This window comes from Stenotrophomonas mexicanensis, from assembly GCF_032911605.1.
GTDB classification, from domain to species: domain Bacteria; phylum Pseudomonadota; class Gammaproteobacteria; order Xanthomonadales; family Xanthomonadaceae; genus Stenotrophomonas; species Stenotrophomonas maltophilia_A.
In genome coordinates, this window is the sequence record NZ_JAWJTG010000008.1 from 1 (window position 1) to 15,958 (window position 15,958).

A 15,958-nucleotide genomic window follows, 5' to 3' on the forward strand; every position below is an offset into this window, starting at 1 on the left:
AGCCATGCTCGACTCATCGCGCACCCCGCGAAGAGCAGTCGAGCATGGCTCGACTCTACAGAAGCCCGGATCGCGCGCTACAGATGCAACGCGATCGCGGCCTCGATCTGCTGCGGCGACTGGAACCCGGCCAGACGGGTGCGTTCATCACCGTCACGGAACAGCGAGAGCGTCGGCGTCTGCCGCAACCCCAGTTCCCTGAAGAAGGCCTCGCCCAGCACCTCCAACTGCACGCGCAGCAACGTGGTGCCCTGCCCCGCCACGCTGTTGGCCACGCGGTGCAGCGACATCTCCAGCATCCGGCACCCCGGGCACTGGTCCTTGTGGAAGTCCACCAGCACCCGCGGGTGTTCGGCCAGCAGCTGCTGGAACTGCTCAGGCGTGGTGGCGTCGATGATCTGCATCGGTGTTGCTCCAGTAATGGGCGAGGACCGCATCGGTCCAGGCCTCGATGGCCGCGGCATGGCGAACGCCATGCGGCATCTGTTCGATCTCCAGCGGCGGGTAGTCGCTGTGGAAGTAGCGGATCAGCCGGTGCACGGCGCCGCAGTAGTACTCCTGCCCCCACTGCGTTTCGCCGGTACCGAACACCGCCAGCTGCCGTGGCCGCTCGCCGCGCTCGGCAATGCCGGCCACCCACGCCTTCATCTCCGCCGGCGTGCGGCCGGCGTTGTCGGTCCAGCAGCCCAGCAGGACCAGATCGGCCTCGCCGGCGGCCAGCGGCGGCTCCTGCCGCAGGTCGTCGGCCTCGTGCCAGTGCACGGCGTGACCTGCAGCGCGGCAGCGCTCGGCGATCTGCCGGCCGAGCTCTCGGGTGTTGCCGCTCAAGGAGGCGACCACCACCAGGATGCTCAGCACGGCGCCGGGCTCAGAGATCGTCGAAGCCGTTGTCGACGTTGGTCTTCTTGTAACTTGCATTGCGCATCTCGAAGAAGTCGGTCTTGGTTTCAGTGAAGTTGTCGGCGTAGGCCTTGATCCACGGCATCACGTTGTCGGTGGTGTCGCTGTACAGGCGTTCGATGCCGAGCATGCCGGCCATCTTGTTGGCGCGGTACTTCACGTAGCGCACCATCTCGTCCACGTCGATGCCATCGATACCGTCCAGCACCTCCGACGACCATTGCGTCTCCAGCTCGATGGCGTGCTCGAACGATTGGTGCACGTAGGCGGTCAGCTCGTTGGTCTGCAGCTCCGGGTTCTCGCCGATGATGGCGCGGATCAACTCGCTGATGAACTTGGTATGCGCCAGCTCGTCGCGGTTGATGAAGCTGATGATCTTGCCGGTGCCGTTCATGCGGTTCTGCCGCACCATGTTGTAGAAGTAGGCGAAACCGGAATAGAAGTTGATGCCTTCCAGGATCGAGGACTGGATCAACGACTTCAGCAGGGTCTCGGCGGTCTTCTCGCGCATGAAGTCGTCGTATGCACCCATGATCGGTGCGTTGCGCTTGATGATGGTCGGGTGGGTGCGGGCGATCTCGAAAATGCGGTTCTGGTTCGGCAGGTCGGTGATCGAGGCCAGCACGTAGCTGTAGCTCTCGTTGTGGATCACTTCCTGCTGGCCGATGATCGCCGCATTGGCATGCGCCGCTGGGTCGGTAATGTACTCGGCCACGTTGTAGATGAAGCGGGTCTGCGGTGAGTCGAGCGTGGCGAGCAGGCCGATGATCGAGTCGTAGGCGTTCTTTTCGCGTGCGTTGAGCTCGCCGTACTGGCGGGCATCGAGCTTCATGTCGACCTCATCGGGAATCCAGAAGTTGGTCGACAGCTCCTTGTAGGCCCGATAGAACGACGGGTACGGAATGTCGTTCCAGTTGAGGATGCCGCTGGTGCGGCCGTTGATGATGCCGGTGCTGCGGTTGGGATGGCGCGGTTCGAGGATCTTGATGCGGTCGAGGGGGGTTGCCATGGGTTTTTGCCTTCGTTCTCTTTCTATCGTGTTGCCGGCCAGCGGCCGGCACTACCGAAGATCGCGCGGTTGCCGGCCAGCGGCCGGCACTACCATCATTGATCAGCTGGAGCACCACTCGCATTCGCTGATGTCGATGTCGTTGGAGCGCACGTAGTAGGTGGTCTTCAGGCCCTCGCGCCAGGCACTCAGGTGCAGCTCCAGCAGGGTGCTGGCGCGGATGGTGCTGGGCACGTACAGGTTGAAGCTGATCGACTGGTCGACGTGGCGCTGGCGGCGCGCGTTCTGGCGCACGCTGGCGAACTGGTCGACCTTGTAGGCACCCTTCTCGTAGTACGGCCAGGTCTCCAGCGACAGGCCCGGAGCGGCCACCGGACGCCGGAAGTCTTTCTTTTCCTCGTAGTAGAACGCGCTGTAGATCGGGTCGATGGAGGCGGTGGAACCGGCAATCTGCGCCGTGCTCATGTTCGGCGCCACCGCCAGCAGCCAACCGTTGCGCAGGCCGTGCGTGGCCACCTCGCGGGCCAGGCTGTCCCACGCGGCGCCGCTGTAGTCGCGGTCACGGAAGTAGCGTCCGTTGTGCCAGTCGCTGCCGGCGAACATCGGGTAGCTGCCCTTCTCCTTCGCCAGCTGCGCGCTGGCCTGGATGGTCAGGAAGTTGATGCGCTCGTAGAGGCGGTCGGCCAGCTGTTCGGCATCCGGTGATTCCCACTGGATCGCCTGCTGCGCCAGCAGGTGGTGCCAGCCGAAGGTGCCCAGGCCGATGGCGCGGTATTTGCGGTTGGTGATGGTGGCCTGCGGCACCGGCAGCGCATTGAGATCGATCACGTTGTCGAGCATGCGCACCTGGATCGGGATCAGGCGCTCCAGCACATCGGTGGCCAACAGGTCATCCGGCGCACTGATCGCCCGACCGAGGTTGATCGAGGACAGGTTGCAGACCACGAAGTCACCGGCGCGGCGCGTAGTCACGATCTGGTCGCCGCTGACGATCTCCTGGATCATCCGCGTCGGGCTCATGTTCTGCAGGATCTCGGTGCACAGGTTGCTGGAATAGATCATGCCCGCGTGCTTGTTCGGGTTCCTGCGGTTGACCTCGTCGCGGTAGAACAGGAACGGGTTGCCGGTCTCCAGCTGGCTGAGCATGATCCGCTTGAACAGATCGATGGCCTTCACCGTGCGGCGGCTGATGCGCTCATCGGCCACCAGCTCGGCGTAGCGGTCACGGAAGCTGCCAGAACCACGCTTCTCGTCGTAGAAGTCCTGCAGGTACCAGCCTTTGGCCTGCTTCACCTCGTGCGGATCGAACAGGTACCAGTCGGCGCGGCGTTCGACCGCTTCCATGAACAGGTCCGGCACGCAGACCGAAGTGAACACATCGTGCGCGCGCAGGCGCTGGTCGCCGTTGTTGAGGCGCAGGTCCATGAAGGCTTCGATATCGCGGTGCCAGATGTCCAGGTACACCGCCACCGCGCCCTTGCGCTGGCCGAGCTGATCAACCGACACCGCAGTGTTGTTGAGCTGCTTGATCCACGGCACCACGCCACCGGAGGAATTGGCCACGCCACGGATTGGCGCGCCGCTGCTGCGCACATAGCCCAGATAGGCACCCACACCACCGCCGTGCTTGGACACGCGCGCGATATCGGTATTGGAGTCATAGATGCCCTGCAGGCTGTCGTCCACCGTGTCGATGAAGCAGCTCGACAACTGCCCGCCCACCTTGCCGGCATTGGCCAGGGTCGGTGTGGCCACCGTCATGTACAGGTTCGACAGCGCCCAGTACGCCTCACCGACCAGCTGCATGCGCCGCTCGCGCGGCTTTTCCTCCTGCATCAGGTACAGCGCGATGGTCAGCCAGCGCTCCTGCGGCAGTTCATAGACCTCACGGCTGCGGTCGCTGGCCAGGTAGCGCGTGGCCAGCAGGTACAGGCCGTTGTAGGCGAACAGGCGATCGCGTTCCGGGTCGATCATTTCGCCGGCCTGCTGCAGCTCTTCCTTGGAATAGCAGCGCAGGATGTCGTTGCTGTAGATGCCGCGGTCGGCCAGGCTTTCCTGCAGGCCCACGTAGGAACCGTACTTCAGTCCAACGTCGTAGAAGCGGTTGCGGCTGGCGCGCTTGTACAGGCGGCGCAGGTAGATGCGTGCGGCAAACTGTTCCCACTCCGGCGCGACCAGGTCCACGCGCGATTCGGCCTCGCGGATCAGCAGATCGACCAGATCATCGGCGCTGATGCTCGGTTTGCGTTCGACCATCGACTGCACTACACGGCGGTAGTCGCTCACGTCCAGCTGCGGGAACTCGGCATGCACGGCGTCGATGCTGCGCTGCAGGCGCTCGGCCTCGAACGGCAGGCGACGATTGCCGGCCTCCTTGGTGATCCAGGTCGGCACGCGCTCGCCACCGGCGCGCAAGGCGTCGCCAGCGCCGGCCAGATCGGCCACGCGGAAGGTACTGTCGGTCATGGTGGTGAAACTCCAGGCTCGCACGCGCGTTGGCGGTCGATGCCATGGCGGCCCTGCACGCGATACCGGCGCACGGGGCGGTCGGGGTGGGATGCCAAAGCGCGGGAACACCAGATCGTCGGCAACAGCCTGCGCCTGCGGCCGGTATCCGGGCCGTGGGGGCGATCTGGGTCCGCTCGATGGCGGCCGCGTCGACACGGCAAGCCTTCAGGGGCGGGCCGCGGGACGTTTGCTGCATGTCCGGCGGCGGCGGCTGACCGGGAGTGACGGACACAACATAGTGGGGATATTCCAACCCGTCAACACAAGATGCGGTAATCAGCACATGTCGCGACGATCAGTCGCAGGATGCCGTGTTGCACATGCGGCGCCTTGTCGACAACGCCTGCGTCCCCAGTTCGGTACAACATCAACTTTCCCCGGAACACCGCCCATGCGCGCTGCCCAGTACCCCTCCTTCGGCGACCCGGCCGACGTCCTTGCCATTGCCGATGCCGCCTTGCCCGAGCCCGGCCCCGGCGAGGTGCGCATCCGCACCGTGCTGGCCTCGATCCACAACCACGACCTGCTGACCGTGCGCGGCCTGTATGGCTACAAGCCAACGCTGCCGGCGATCGGGGGCAGTGAAGCACTGGGCGTGGTCGATGCACTCGGCGATGGCGTCGACGGCCTGCAGATCGGCCAGCGGGTGGCCGCCGCCTCGGTGCACGGCACCTGGGCTGAGGCCTTCATCGCACCGGCTCGCATGGTCATTCCGATGCCGGAGGCGATCCCGGACGAAATGGCCGCGCAGCTGATCGCCATGCCGCTGAGCGCGCTGATGCTGCTGGAATTCCTGCACGTCGAAGCAGGCCAGTGGGTCGTGCAGAACACCGCCAACGGCGCGGTGGGCAAATCGCTGGCGATGCTGGCGCGGGCGCGTGGCGTGCATGTGGCCAACCTGGTGCGCAATGCCGATGCGGTCGCACAGTTGAAAGTGCTGGGCATCGATCATGTGTTCGACACCTCGGTGGACGGCTGGAAGGATCGCGTGCGTGAGGCGACCGGCGAAGCGCAGGCCGCGGCCGCGGTGGATTCCATCGGCGGCGACGCCAGCGGCGATCTGGTCGACCTGCTTGGCCACCACGGCACCCTGGTGTCGTTCGGTGTGATGAGCGGCGAACCCATGCGCATTCCCGCCGGCGGCCTGATCTACAAGGAAGCCACGGTGAAGGGTTTCTGGGGCAGCAAGGTCAGCCAGGCGATGGCGGTGGAGGACAAGCGCCGGCTGGTTGGCGAACTGCTGAAGCGCGCGGCGAGCGGCGAACTGACCCTGCCGGTGGAGCAGATCTTCGCACTGGACGACATCGCCCAGGCAGCAAAGGCCGGTGCGGGTTCGGGCCGCAATGGCAAGGTGCTGCTGCGGCCGTGATGGGCTGGCACTGCCTTCTGTAGAGCCGAGCCATGCTCGGCTGCTTTCCTGTCAGTGTGCGGAGCCGAGCGTAGGCTCGGCTCTACAGGAGCGTGCGGACCAACGGTCCGCACCCACCGAGAGCAAGAAGCAGCCACTTCGTTAAGAACCTGTGATGTATAACTGAATGCGCTTTCGTCATTGGAAGGCGCATGTACCTGCGTGCGGTACTGACGGCTCCTCCCCCGTTCGGCGTTGTCGCTTCCATGTACCGCACCACCCTGAACCTGCTTGCCGGCGCGATCGCGCTGGGCCTCTCCGCCAGCGCTGCCGGCGCCGCTGAAACCGCCGACACCGGCAAGGACAGCACCACCCTCGGCACTGTGCTGGTGACCGGCTCCAACATCAAACGCAGCGATACCGCCGGGCCCAACCCGGTGCAGATCGTCAGCCGCGAACAGATCGAGCAGACCGGCCGCTCCACCCTCACCGACGTGCTGCGCAACCTGTCGGCCAATGCCGGCAACAGTTTCGACGAACAGTACACCGGCAGCTTCGCCGCCGGCTCGGCCTCGATCGGCCTGCGCGGCCTGTCGCCGAAGAACACGCTGGTGCTGGTCAACGGCTATCGGGTGTCCAACTTCGGCTTCGCACTCAATACCCAGGACACCTTCGTCGACCTCAACGCACTGCCGATCAGTGCGGTCGAGCGCATCGAAGTGCTGAAGGATGGCGCCTCGGCGGTGTACGGCTCCGACGCCATCGCTGGCGTCATCAACATCATCCTGCGCAGGAACTTCCAGGGCGTGGAAGTCGGCGGCGGCTTCGGTACCGCCACCCAGGGCGGCCTCGACGAACGCAAGGCCAACCTGCTGGCCGGCTTCGGTGATCTGGAACAGCAGGGCTGGAACGTGCTGTTCGGGCTGGACCTGCTCAAGCGCGACCGGCTTGATGGCGATGACCGCGCCTATACCCGCAGCGGCGATTTCCGCGACAAGCCCGGTGGTCGCCTGCCCGGGTGGTCCACTGCCGGTGGCAACTGGCTGAGCAACCCGCGTGCGCCGCAGCCGTTCGGCAACTGCCCCGACGGCAGCCAGCTGCGCCCGTACAGCGACTTCGGCAGCACCCTGCCCGGCCAGGCCTGCGCCTTCAATGCGCAGCCGTTCAAGACCCTGCAGCCCGGCGCCGAGCGCCTGCAGGCGTCGCTGAGTGCGACCTACCGCTTCAATGACAGCGTCGAGGCCTTCGCCGATGTGCTGTACAGCCACAACAAGGCCGACCAGATCTTCAGCGCGCCGCTGACCGTCGGGCCGGGCCTGCGTGCCTACAACCCGGCCACCGGCACCCTGATCGATGTGCCGGCGGTGCTGCCGGTCGGTCACCCGAACAACCCCGGCAGCACGCCGCTGCCGTTCGAGTACACCTTCTTCGATCTCGGCCCGCGCCTGAAGGACAACACCCAGGTGTTCTACCGCGCCCTGGCCGGCGTACGCGGCAGCGGCGAGCGCTGGGACTGGGAAGTGGCGGCGCTGACCTCGCAGAGTGCACAGCGCGAGTACGTCGACAACTTCGTCAACCGCTACGCGTTCGAGCAGATCCTGCGCGATGGCAGCTACAACTTCCTCAACCCGTCCAGCACGCCAGGGGCGCTGGATGCACTGCGCCTGCAGACCAAGCGCCCGGGCTGGTACAAGCTGCACTCGTTGAATGTGAAGGCCTCGACCTCGCTGTGGGAGCTGCCGGCCGGTGCGGTCGGCTTCGCCTGGGGTGCCGAGTTCCGCAAGGAATCACTGGACGCACGTACCAGTGCACAGGTGCTGTCGGGCACCGAGCTGCGCCCGGCGATCAACGTGGTCAACGGCGAACGGCAGGTCAGCGCTGCCTACGCCGAGCTGAGCGTGCCACTGCACCGCACGCTGGAACTGCAGCTGGCCGGTCGCGGCGACCGTTACGATGATTTCGGCAAGGCGTTCTCGCCGAAGGTGGCGCTGCGCTGGCAGCCGCTGGACAGCCTGCTGCTGCGCGGCTCGTTCTCGCGTGGCTTCCGTGCGCCGTCGCTGCCGGAAATCGCGCCGGGCCAGACCGTCAGCTACGGCTCGGTGATCGATCCACTGGATCCGCTGCAGCCCGGCGGCAGCCGTGGCGTGACCAACATCCGCACCGGCAACCCGGACCTGAAGGCCGAACGCTCGCGCAACTTCAACGTGGGTGCGGTGTGGTCACCGGATGGCGATACCAGCATCGGCCTGGACTGGTACCGCATCGAGCAGGACAACCTGGTCAAGCCGGACAGCGCGCAGTTCATCGTCGACAACCCGACGCTGTTCCCCGGGCGCGTGCAGCGCGATGCACAGGGGCGCATCCAGTTCATAACCAACCAGTACGCCAACCAGGGCGAGCTGACCACCTCGGGCCTGGACCTGGACGCCAACCACACCTTCCGCACCGATGGCTGGGGCAGCTTCACCGTGGCCGGCAGCTGGACCCACCTGCTCAGCTTCAAGCAGCCACTGGTGGCCGGCCAGGCCCCGTATGAAGGTGCTGGCAACAACCGCCACGGCGCGCTGCCGCGCACCCGCGGCACCACCTCGGTGAACTGGGCGGTGGGCGACTGGAGCAGCACGCTGAGCCTGCAGTACGTGAGCGGCTACGACCAGCGTGTGGCGACGGTCACCAGCAACCCGGGGCTGCGTGACCGCATCAAGCCGTATCACCAGCTGGATCTTTACATCGCCTACGAAGGTATTCCCAACACCACGCTGTCGCTGTCGGTGCTGAACCTGACCGACAAGGACCCGCCGTTCGACCCGGCCGGCGGCTCCAATGGTTTCGACATCAGCCAGTACAACCTGCGCGGGCAGTTCGTCTCGCTGGGGGCGCGCTACCGGTTCTGATGCGATATCGGGGCGGCGGTGATGCGCCGCCCCGTTCGCGTTGCCGGCCAGGGGCCGGCACTACCATCAACGTGCATCAGCGGCTCAGGTGCAGGAACTGCAGGTGCCGTTCGTACTGGCTGATGATGTCGTTGATGATCTGCTTGCGGCTGTAGCCCACCAGGTCGTAGTCCTGGCTGCCTTCGTACAGATGCACTTCAGCGCGGTAGTAGCGCTGGTTGCGCAGCTGCTGCGCGGCGAACGACGGCGTCAGGTAGCCACTCAGGATCACCCGGTACAGGAAGTCCTGCTGCTCGCCGTGATTCACCGTCAACTCCATGTCACCGGCCTCGAACCGCGTGGCCACATCCCAGCCCTGCCCGCGCAGCTGCTCGGCCACCGCCTCCATCGCTGGCTTCACGGTGTCGTCCATGAAGCGGTAGACCTGGTCGCGCACCGGGAAGTGCATGGCCTGGCTCAGGCGCTGGCGCCAGCCCTGGTGGTGGCGGTCGTCACCGATCAGCGGCGAGGGACGGTACTGCAGCGCGCGCTTGCGGTGCGATTCGTCACTGAAGGCGCGGGTCAGGCCCCACATCATCAGCAACAACACCGCCGAGAACGGCAGCGACGCCAGCACCACCGCCGATTTCAGCGCATCGATGCTGCCGGCCAGCAGCAACCCGGCGGTCAGCACCGCGATTACCGTGCCCCAGAACACGCGCAGCCAACGCGGACCATCATCCTCCGGCGCCCCGCCATGCGAGGACAACGTGGACAGCACCACCGCGCCGGAGTCAGCCGATGTCACGAAGAAAATGAAACTGACGAACACCGTCACCGCGATCACTGCCTTGCTCCACGGATACCCATCCAGCAGGGCATACAGCACGGTGGGTGGATCATCTACCGCCAGTTGCGCCAGTTGCTGCTGGCCATGGTGCAGCACCTGGTCCAGTGCACTGTTGCCGAAGATCGACAGCCACGCCAGGGTGAAGCCGAGCGGGATCAGCAGCACGCCGAACACGAATTCGCGGATGGTGCGGCCACGCGAGATGCGGGCGATGAACAGGCCGACGAACGGCGCCCAGCCGATCCACCAGGCCCAGTAGAACACCGTCCAGCCGCCCAGCCATTCCGGTCGGCCGCCATAGGCGTACACATCGAAACTCTTGCCGACCACGCTGCCGAGGTAGTCGCCCAGGTTCTGCATCAGCGTGCTGAGCAGGTACTGGGTGGGGCCGGCGCACAGCATGAACAGCACCAGCGCGATCGCCAGCAGCATGTTGATGTTGGCCATCCAGCGCACGCCCTTCTCCACGCCTGAAACGGCCACGGCCACCGCCGCGCCCATCATGCTGACCACCAGGATGATCTGCACCAGGTTGGAGTGCGGGATGTTGAACAGGTGCGACAGGCCAGCGTTGAGGTGCAGCACGCCGAAGCCCATGTCGGCGCCGATGCCGAACACGGTGGCGACAATGCCCAACGCGTCCACGGTATAGCCGATCGGGCCATTGATGCGCTTGCCGATCAGCGGGTACAGCGCCGAACGCAGGGCCAGCGGCAGGTTGTGGCGGTAGGCGAAGTAGGCCATCGCCATCGCCGCGAGTGCGAACACGCCCCAGCCATGCAGGCCCCAGTGCAGGAACAGCAGCTGCATGGCCTGGCGCGCGCCGGCCTCACCGGCCGCCGGATCGCCCTGCGGCGGCTGCAGGTAATGGGTCAGCGGTTCGGAGACACAGAAGAAGAACAGGGTGATGCTGATGCCGGCGGCGAACAGCATGCCGGCCCAGGAGAGATAGCTGAACTCCGGCTCGTCATGGTCGGCACCGAGCTTGATGCCACCGTACTTGGACAGCGCCACGCCGACCACGAACACCAGGTAGAGGGTCATCGCCAGCAGGTAGTACCAGCCGACATTGAGTGCGGCCCAGTCCTGCGCCTTGACCAGAAGGCGGCCCGCACCGAGCGGGAACAGGCTGACAAACAGCGCGAACGCCACGACAACAATCGCCGCGAAGGCGAACACAGGTCGAAGGGTGCGCACCGGGGATTGTTGCGGCTCCAGTACTTCCATGGGGCGGCGTTCTCCGGTAGATCAAAGGGTTAGCCGACCGATTCTGGCTGAACCGCAGTGGACAGAGCATGAAGTTGCAGCCTGTGGTCACAGGCCCGGTCCACCATTCCGTGTTATCACGCGCGCGCCGAAGCGTGCCTGCGAGCGCAGCCGCGCGCGGACCGCGTGCATCGCGGCCACGCGCGTACTGTCCAATCACGACATCACATGCACCGCGCACAGCTTGTTGCCATCCGGATCGCGAAGGTAGGCCAGAAACAGCTGCCGCCCGGCCATGTTGCGGATGCCGGCCGGGTCTTCGATGGCGGTGCCACCGTTGCTTACGCCTGCGTCCTGCCAGCCACGCACGGCATCGGCACTGTCCAGGGTGAAGCCGATGGTGCCGCCATTGGCATGGCAGGCCGGCTCACCATCGATCGGTGCGGTGACGATGAACATGCGGCCGTCCTTGAAATACACCAGGCGCCCCTTGTCATCGAAGACACCGGGACGGGCGCCCAATGCGGTGAACAGGGCATCGTAGAAGCGATGCGCGACGTCCATGTCGTTGGTTCCAACGGTGATGTGGCTGAACATGCGGGCACTCCCTGCGGAAAGACCGCAGTGTCGGCGAGCCCGGCGGTCATCGCAAACGCCCTGGCCGTTGTCCCCCTGCACAGGGTTTGTCGTACACCTCCCGATCACACTATAATGGGAATCATTCTCATTAATGATCGATGCCGATGGCCGTGCCCGCCGCCTCCAGCACCGCGCTGGCGGGGTTCTACCGCGAACACCATGGCTGGCTGCTGGGCTGGCTGCGCCGCCGCACCCACAACGCCGACTGCGCCGCCGACCTGACCCAGGACACCTTCGTGCGCCTGCTCAGCCGACGCGTCGATCCCTCCGAACTGCGCCTGCCACGTGCTTATCTAAGCACTATCGCGCACGCCCTGCTGGTCAACCACTGGCAGCGCGCGGACCTGGAGCGCGCCTATCTGACGGCCTTGGCCGCGCAGCCGGAGCCGGTGCATCCATCGGCGGAAGAACGCACGCAGGCACTGCAACTGCTGCACGCCATCGCCGACATGCTGGCCGGCCTGGCCGAGCGGCCACGCCGTGCGTTCCTGCTGGCCCGGCTGTCCGGCCTGGGCTATGCGGAAATCGGCCAACAGCTGGGCGTGTCCGAGCGCATGGTCAAGAAATACATGGCGCAGGCGATGCTGCATTGCCTGCGCCTGTCCGGCGATGCCACGGCATGAATGCCGCATTGGCCAGCCCGGCACTGGAGCAGGCGGCAGAGTGGTTCGCGCTGCGCGAGCAGGGCTGGACTGATGACGAGCAGTACCGCTGGCGCGCATGGCTGCAGGCTGATGCCGGCCACGCCGATGCGTGGCGTCGAGTCGAGTCGGTCTGGCAGTCCTTTGCGCCCCTGTCGGCGCCGGCCGCCGCCACCGCGCTGGATGCCGCAGGCCGTCGTCGCCGGCAGGCTCTGCGCAGCCTCGGTGGTGCACTTGGCATCGGCGCGGTTTCACTGCTGGGCCTGCATGGCCTGCAGGCGCAACGCGGCCTGCAGACGCAGCGCACCGTTGCCGGGCGCACCGGGCACTGGAGACTGATTGATGGCAGCCAGTTGTGGCTCAACGCCGACAGCGAAGTCACCATCGACATCGACATCGGCAGCGGCCGCCGCGCCCTGCATCTGCTGCGTGGCGAGCTGCTGCTGCAGACCGGCCATCACCCTGCGTTCGCCGGCCAGCCGTTGACCGTGCATGTGCCGGGCGCACGCCTGCAGCCGATCGGCACCCGCTTCGCGGTCGGTCGTGAGGCGCAGGGCAGCCGCCTGGATGTGTTCGAGGGCGTGGTGCGCTGCCTGCCGATGTTCGGTGTGGCGCTGGATGTGGCTGCCGGAGGCGCGGTGCGGATCGGCCCGATGGGCGGGCTCACAACGGTCGCTGCCGATCCTCTGCGCGGTGACTGGCAGGACGGACGCCTGCAGGTACAGAACACGCCTTTGGTCCGCGTCATCGATGAGCTGGCCCGCCACCATCAGGGCTATCTGGGTTGTGATCCGGCGCTCGCCGCATTGAAGGTCACGGCAGTACTGCCCCGCCTGGACAGCACCCAAGCGCTGCATCTGCTGGCCCGCGCCCTGCCGATCCGCATCGAGCAGCGCTGGCCGTGGTGGACCGTCGTGCGTCCGCTTTGAAATCGCGGTTCCCTTTCTGCGCGCTCACCGGGCATTACAAGGGAACCCATTGCGGATGTTGCCGCCCCCATGAAACTGCCCTGCCCCTCCCCTCGCCCCCTGGCCATCGCGCTGTGCCTGGCCATGGCCTTCCCGTGCCTGCTGCCGGCCGCCGCCCATGCACAGGACACTGCGGTCGCCATTCGCTGGCAGATCCCGGCTGGCCCGCTCGACCAGGCCCTGACCGCGTTCGGCCAGCAGTCGGGCCTGTCGATCGCTGCCGATGCGCGCCTGACCCGCGGCCGCCACAGCAGCGGCGTGCAGGCCACGCTCGGTACTGACGCCGCATTGGCGCAGCTGCTGGCCGGCACCGGCCTGGCCTTCCAGCGTGATGCCAGCGGTGTGGTGCTGCAGGCGGCACCCACCGCTGAAGCCGGGGTACGCCAGATCGGCACCCTGCGCGTGGCTGGCCAGGCCAGCGAAGGCGCTTCACCGTGGGGCCTCGCCGATGCCGATGCGGTCTACCGTGACAGCGGCTCCCGCGTGCACCTGGACCATCAGCAACTGGAACGCTTCCGCGGCCAGTCGATCGGCGACGTGCTGGCCGGTGCGGTGGGCGTGCACACCGCTGACGTTCGCAACGGCGGTGCGCTGGACGTCAACATCCGCGGCCTGCAGGGCCAGAACCGGGTGCCGGTGATCATCGACGGCGGCCAGCAGGCCATCGACGTGTACCGCGGCTATGCCGGCGTGCAGCAGCGCAGCTATCTCGATCCCGATCTGATCAGTGCGGTCAGCATTGAAAAGGGACCGAGCCTGGCCGCCAACGCCGCCAGCGCGATCGGCGGCGTGGTCTACATGGAAACGTTGAACGTCGATGACATCCTCGATGATGGCCAGACCTGGGGCCTGCGCATGCGCGGCGGCGTGGCCGACAACAGCATCGACCGCACCCGCACCTTCAAGCAGATCGCGCGCGGCAGCGACAACCGCAACAGCCTGCGCGACCCCCGCGACTGGAATGGCAGCGTGGCCTTCGCCCAGCGTGGCGAAGACTGGCAGCTGGTCGCGGCCTATGCGCGGCGCCGCCAGGGCAACTTCTTCGCCGGCAGCAACGGTGCGCATCGCTACGACAACCAGCACCTGTCCAGCGGCGGTACCGGCATGTCCAGCCAGGCCGTATCCAAGCTCTTCCATCCGGGCGATGAAGTGCTCAACACGCATACCGACAACGAATCGGCATTGCTGAAATTCACCTGGACGCCCAACCCGGACCAGCGGTTGGAGCTGAGCCACCGCTACTTCAACTCCAGCTTCGGCGAGATCATGCCGTCGGCGATCGGACGCGTGGGTGAGTCCAATGAATGGGTGACCTACGTGGACAAGGCCAACACCATGTTCCAGTTCGAGCCGGGAAAAATGCGGGTCAACGCCACCTCGCTGCGCCACCGCTACCGGCCCGAGGCACATCCGTGGCTGGACCTGAGCAGCACGCTGTGGTTTACCACCGCCACCAGCCGCATGTTCAATAGCAACATCGCCAACACGCCGCTGTTCAAGGACGTGCCCAACGACCAGATGCCGGACACGCTGGGCGAAACCTACGGCCCGGGACTGCAGTCGGACGTGAAGACCCAGCGCTGGGGCGTGGACAGCAGCAACACCACGCGCTTCAGCAATGCTCTGGGCGACTGGACGCTGCGCTATGGCGCGTCCTTCCAGCACGAGGACACGGCGCCCAACTCACCGGTGCTGCCGGTGGATTTCAACAACAACCGCTACCTGCGCTCGGGCACGCGCCGCGAAGCCAGCGTGGTGGCATCACTGCAGTGGCAGCCGTGGGACTGGCTGTCGCTGACCGCGGGCGGCCGCTTCACCGACTACCGCACCCGCGACCGCAACCGCGTGGCCTTCGTCAGTGAATCGCGCGACCTGCGCTACACCTTCGCGCGCCTGAGCAAGGGCGGCCAGCTGCTGCCCGGCTGGTACAAGGAGTGGTACCCGGATGCCCAGGGCAATTACACCTATGACTCGCTGCGCGCTACGCCCTATGGCGACAGCACGCTGGGCCAGGCCTACGATTTCGACGGCTTCATTCCCGATCCGCGCGGCGCCAACGGCTTCTATACCAAGCAGATTCCCACTGCCTGGGGCTACAAGCCGGCGATCCGGCGCTCCGGCCACGGCTTCGCGCCCTATGCCGAAGCACGCTTCAACCTCGACGAGGACATGTTCTTCTACGTGAAGTACGCGCAGGGCTGGAAGATGCCCAGCCTGTTCGAGTCGACGCTGGGCAACAGCACCTCGGCACCGGTGGCCGACCTCAAGCCGGAGAAGAACCGCTCGTGGGACATCGGCTTCAGCCTGCTCAAGCAGGACCTTTGGCGTGACGGTGATCGCCTGGCGTTCAAGGTCGCCTGGTTCAAGAACGATATCGACAACGCGATCACCCGTCGCTTCGATTCCAGCAACTGGGCGTTCTACGTCGACAACGTCGACAATTACACCGTGTCCGGCTATGAGCTGCAATCCGGTTATGACGCCGGCATCGCCTACCTGGACCTGTCGGCCAGCTACTACCAGCGCGCGCGTACCTGCGATGCGGCCACCGCCAAGCGCCTGCGCGAAGACCCCTATGCGAAGTGGAGCAAGCTGGACACCACTCCGGAATGCGTGGACGGCGGCTTCGGCACCTCGTTCGTCAACGCGCAGAACCCACCGAAGTACTCGATTCACAGCACGCTGGGCTTCCGCCTGTTCGACAAGCGGCTGGATACCGGCATCCGCCGCACCTACAACAGCGGCCCCACCCACGAACTGGACAAGCCCTGGAACACCACCGGCTCGACCGGCCTGCAGAACATCTACCTGCCGACCGCGATTTATGACTTCTATGCGCGCTGGCAGTTCACGCCGCGCAGCGAAGTGGAGCTGGTGGTCAGCAACCTGCGCAACACCTACTACATGGACACGCTGGCGATGAGCCTGATGCCGGGCCCGGGGCGCACCACGCGGCTGAACTTCACCGCACGCTTCTGAGTGCTTCAGAAACAGCAACGCCCCGGGGAGATCATCC

General features: G+C 65.9%; 11 protein-coding genes. 5 read left to right on the plus strand and 6 right to left on the minus strand.

Annotated elements, in window-relative coordinates:
* Window positions 1-77: 77 nt before the first annotated feature.
* From R1L06_RS05555 to R1L06_RS05570, 4 genes are all read right to left on the minus strand, one after another.
* Complete coding sequence (locus R1L06_RS05555; protein ID WP_005409967.1) at window positions 78-404, minus strand: thioredoxin family protein; 327 nt, start codon at window positions 402-404, stop codon at window positions 78-80.
* Window positions 376-855, minus strand: a complete 480-nt coding sequence (locus tag R1L06_RS05560; RefSeq protein ID WP_317217195.1) for a flavodoxin — start codon at window positions 853-855, stop codon at window positions 376-378. The genes R1L06_RS05555 and R1L06_RS05560 overlap by 29 nt, the downstream gene beginning before the upstream one ends.
* A gap of 13 nt (window positions 856-868) precedes the next feature.
* Window positions 869-1,909, minus strand: coding sequence for a ribonucleotide-diphosphate reductase subunit beta (locus tag R1L06_RS05565; protein WP_024957408.1), 1,041 nt, complete (start codon window positions 1,907-1,909; stop codon window positions 869-871).
* Window positions 1,910-2,011: 102 nt separating this feature from the next.
* Window positions 2,012-4,375, minus strand: a complete 2,364-nt coding sequence (locus tag R1L06_RS05570; protein ID WP_111687396.1) for a ribonucleoside-diphosphate reductase subunit alpha — start codon at window positions 4,373-4,375, stop codon at window positions 2,012-2,014.
* 433 nt (window positions 4,376-4,808) lie between these two features.
* On the opposite strand from R1L06_RS05570, the gene R1L06_RS05575 reads away from it, so the two are divergent.
* Both R1L06_RS05575 and R1L06_RS05580 read left to right on the plus strand, forming a co-directional pair.
* Window positions 4,809-5,786 carry a zinc-binding dehydrogenase gene (locus R1L06_RS05575; RefSeq protein WP_317217143.1) on the plus strand — a complete coding sequence of 326 codons (978 nt, stop codon included), beginning with the start codon at window positions 4,809-4,811 and terminating at the stop codon, window positions 5,784-5,786.
* A gap of 191 nt (window positions 5,787-5,977) precedes the next feature.
* Window positions 5,978-8,659 (plus strand): TonB-dependent receptor, encoded by a 2,682-nt coding sequence (locus R1L06_RS05580; RefSeq protein ID WP_317217144.1) that lies wholly within the window; start codon window positions 5,978-5,980, stop codon window positions 8,657-8,659.
* Window positions 8,660-8,735: 76 nt separating this feature from the next.
* On the opposite strand, the gene betT is transcribed toward R1L06_RS05580, so the two are convergent.
* Complete coding sequence (betT, locus tag R1L06_RS05585) at window positions 8,736-10,715, minus strand: choline BCCT transporter BetT (protein ID WP_006372779.1); 1,980 nt, start codon at window positions 10,713-10,715, stop codon at window positions 8,736-8,738.
* A gap of 195 nt (window positions 10,716-10,910) precedes the next feature.
* Complete coding sequence (locus R1L06_RS05590) at window positions 10,911-11,291, minus strand: VOC family protein (protein WP_317217145.1); 381 nt, start codon at window positions 11,289-11,291, stop codon at window positions 10,911-10,913.
* A 146-nt stretch (window positions 11,292-11,437) separates the two neighbouring features.
* Here R1L06_RS05590 and R1L06_RS05595 point away from each other — a divergent pair, with 146 nt between their 5' ends.
* From R1L06_RS05595 to R1L06_RS05605, 3 genes are all read left to right on the plus strand, one after another.
* On the plus strand, window positions 11,438-11,956 hold the full coding sequence (locus R1L06_RS05595) for a sigma-70 family RNA polymerase sigma factor (protein WP_197613774.1): 519 nt from the start codon (window positions 11,438-11,440) through the stop codon (window positions 11,954-11,956).
* Window positions 11,953-12,903: a FecR family protein gene (locus R1L06_RS05600; RefSeq protein WP_317217146.1), complete on the plus strand. Its 951-nt coding sequence runs from the start codon at window positions 11,953-11,955 to the stop codon at window positions 12,901-12,903. The genes R1L06_RS05595 and R1L06_RS05600 overlap by 4 nt, the downstream gene beginning before the upstream one ends.
* A 69-nt stretch (window positions 12,904-12,972) precedes the next feature.
* A complete protein-coding gene (locus tag R1L06_RS05605) occupies window positions 12,973-15,921 on the plus strand; it encodes a TonB-dependent receptor (protein ID WP_317217147.1) in 2,949 nt (982 codons plus the stop codon).
* Window positions 15,922-15,958: the final 37 nt, after the last annotated feature.

Coding starts and splice junctions, on each gene's coding strand:
- R1L06_RS05555 (WP_005409967.1), bottom strand. CDS start 404: ATGCAGATCATCGACGCCACCACGCCTGAGCAGTTCCAGCAGCTGCTG.
- R1L06_RS05565 (WP_024957408.1), bottom strand. CDS start 1,909: ATGGCAACCCCCCTCGACCGCATCAAGATCCTCGAACCGCGCCATCCC.
- R1L06_RS05570 (WP_111687396.1), bottom strand. CDS start 4,375: ATGACCGACAGTACCTTCCGCGTGGCCGATCTGGCCGGCGCTGGCGAC.
- R1L06_RS05575 (WP_317217143.1), top strand. CDS start 4,809: ATGCGCGCTGCCCAGTACCCCTCCTTCGGCGACCCGGCCGACGTCCTT.
- R1L06_RS05580 (WP_317217144.1), top strand. CDS start 5,978: ATGTACCTGCGTGCGGTACTGACGGCTCCTCCCCCGTTCGGCGTTGTC.
- betT (WP_006372779.1), bottom strand. CDS start 10,715: ATGGAAGTACTGGAGCCGCAACAATCCCCGGTGCGCACCCTTCGACCT.
- R1L06_RS05590 (WP_317217145.1), bottom strand. CDS start 11,291: ATGTTCAGCCACATCACCGTTGGAACCAACGACATGGACGTCGCGCAT.
- R1L06_RS05595 (WP_197613774.1), top strand. CDS start 11,438: ATGGCCGTGCCCGCCGCCTCCAGCACCGCGCTGGCGGGGTTCTACCGC.
- R1L06_RS05600 (WP_317217146.1), top strand. CDS start 11,953: ATGAATGCCGCATTGGCCAGCCCGGCACTGGAGCAGGCGGCAGAGTGG.
- R1L06_RS05605 (WP_317217147.1), top strand. CDS start 12,973: ATGAAACTGCCCTGCCCCTCCCCTCGCCCCCTGGCCATCGCGCTGTGC.